At 48.4% G+C, this 2,640-nt stretch carries 1 protein-coding gene; it reads right to left on the bottom strand.

Annotated features, from left to right (window positions below; genetic code table 11):
- On the bottom strand, window positions 1–2,640 hold a 2,640-nt coding region (locus QUB14_RS28250), incomplete at both ends, for an Ig-like domain-containing protein (protein ID WP_333297449.1).

Genomic DNA, 2,640 nt, shown 5'->3' with positions numbered 1-2,640 from the left:
GCGTGAAAGTCGGTGTTGGCGTGAAAGTCGGTGTTGGCGTGAAAGTCGGTGTTGGCGTGAAAGTCGGTGTTGGCGTGAAAGTCGGTGTTGGCGTGGGAGTCGGTGTTGGCGTGGGAGTCGGTGTTGGCGTGAAAGTCGGAGTTGGAGTTGGAGTCGGAGTCGGTGTTGGTGTGAAAGTCGGAGTTGGAGTTGGAGTCGGAGTTGGCGTGGGAGTCGGAGTCGGAGTCGGAGTCGGAGTCGGAGTTGGAGTTGGAGTCGGAGTTGGCGTGGCAATGTTAACAGTAAAACTGCCTAAATTGCTACCTACAACTTGATTGCCAAAAGTATCTTTTACTTGCGATGCTTGCAAATTAACAGCGTAACTGCCATTATCTGTATCATCCCAACTTCCCCCAGGCGGAGTTAGAGAATAAGTTGCCGTGCGAGGTGTACCGTTACTATTAGTATCGACGCTGAGAAATGTAGCGGGAATTGCACCACCTGACCAGTTTACTATCAGATCAGAATTATCTAAACTGCTAACCTCAACTCCACTGGTATCAGTGAAAGTAACTGTCAATGTCTGACTTGTACCGCCCGCTATAGTAATGTTAGAAATTGCACCCAAGCTAGCACTAGGTGCGGTGATATTAGCAGTCCGAGTTAGTTGAGTGGCAGCGGTATTGTTATTACTCGCAGTATCCGTAGCTGTTGCCGCAGGTACATCAACTGTGACAGCGCCATCAGCATTCGGAGTAACGGTAAAATTATAAGTCGTGCCGCTACCTGTAAAACCGCTAACCGTACCGTTAGTAACATTAACGCCACTCGTACTAAATCCTGTCACATTTTCACTGAAAGTTGCTGTGACTAAAAATGGTGCATTTATTGTTGTTGCTGAAGTTGATGTTAAGGCAACAGTTGGTGGTGTAACATCAGCAGTACGAGTCAGTTGAGTTGCAAGGGTATTGCTATTACTCGCAGTATCCGTAGCTGTTGCCGCAAGTACATCAACTGTGACAGCGCCATCAGCAGTGGGAGTGACATCAAAGGTGTAGGTTTTGGCATCAACTGTGACAAAGTTACTGACAGTAGCATTGGCTACGGTAATATCAGTATTATCAAAGCCAGTGACATTTTCGCTGAATGTTGCTGTGACGCTAAATAAACCATTTACTGTTGTTGCTGATGCGGAGGTTAAGGCAACTGTTGGCGGTGTAATATCAGCAGTACGAACCAGTTGAGTTGCAGCGGTATTGTTATTACTCGCAGTATCCGTAGCTGTTGCAGCAAGTACATCAACTGTGACAGCGCCATCAGCAGTGGGAGTGACATCAAAGGTGTAGGTTTTGGCATCAACTGTGACAAAGTTACCGACAGTTGCATTGGCGACAGTAATATCAGTATTATCAAACCCTATGACATTTTCATTAAAGGTAGCAGTGACGCTAAATAAACCATTTACTGTTGTTGCTGATGCGGATGTTAAGGCAACTGTTGGTGCAGCAGTATCAATAACTATTGCTTTGGAAGCACCTAAAGAATTGAGTGCACCCGGAGTTACTAAAGTTAAGATGGCATCACCATTGGTCGCATTCTTAATAGTACCCCCGCTTAGGGATAAAGCAGTTGTAGAAACATAGTCTAAGTCTGGGCTGATATCGCCGGAGGCTACTGCATACCGGAATGTCAAGGTGTTGCTGCCGCTGCCTGAAAGATAGCTGGCGAAAGGAGTTACACTTGCTAAGCTAAGTTGTGGTGTACCCGTGACGTTGACTATTTGAGAGAATTGAACGGTGATATCAATGGCTGTACCAATACCGTAAGTCCCGTCTGGTGTGGTGGCACTAACACTGGTAACAGTGGGAACGGGATTAATTGCAATATCGGCAGTTTCAGTAGCGCTACTGAAAACACTGGATGTAGTGTTATTTGTTCTGTCTGTGGTGTAGTCGGCTACACCGCCGTTAGTGCCGGTAATTTGATCCCAGGCGGCGAAGGTAATGGCGTTGGTGACAGTGCCGTTATAACCTGCATTGGGAACAAATCGGAGGCTGGTGTTGGCATTACTAGCTAATAGTAAGGCGTTGGTGGCAGAAACGGCTGGGGCGTTATTCCAGGTAGTGCCGTCGGTGGTGTATTGCCAAGTGCCGTTAGTGGTGTCGAGGTTGGTGATGGCAATACCTTGTAAGGCGCTGGCGTTGGGATCGGTGATTTTTGTACCGCCGAGGTTGGCGATGATGGTACTAATTAATGTACCTGTACTGGCGCTGTCGTCTTGGTTTTGGGCGTTGAGAGTGGGGATGCCGGAATTATCGAGGGTGGGGAAGTCGTTGACTAAAACGCTGACGGTGGTGGGTGTGGAGGCGATGCCGTCGGTGGCGGTGTATTGAAAGGTGTCTACACCGTTGAATCCGGCGTTGGGGGTGTAGAAGATGTTGCGCCCTTTGTCAACCGCGATCGCTCTGACACTGTCATTCATGCCGCTACTGGGGTTGAAAGCAGTATCCAGGCTGCCGTCGGCGTTCATTCTGGCGATTCTGTTGCGAGCTGTGCCGTTGACTCTGATGAAAACGCCGCCTACGTAGGGCTTGCTGAATAATCGAGTGCATATTGCGTCGCGAAAGGTTTCGAGCGCGCGAGCGAGAATAAAGTGCAAGA

This window comes from Microcoleus sp. B3-D2 (assembly GCF_036705345.1).
Taxonomy (GTDB): Bacteria; Cyanobacteriota; Cyanobacteriia; order Cyanobacteriales; family Microcoleaceae; genus Microcoleus.
The sequence above is the reverse complement of the archived record's forward strand: the minus strand, read 5'-3'. Positions and strand labels throughout refer to the sequence as shown.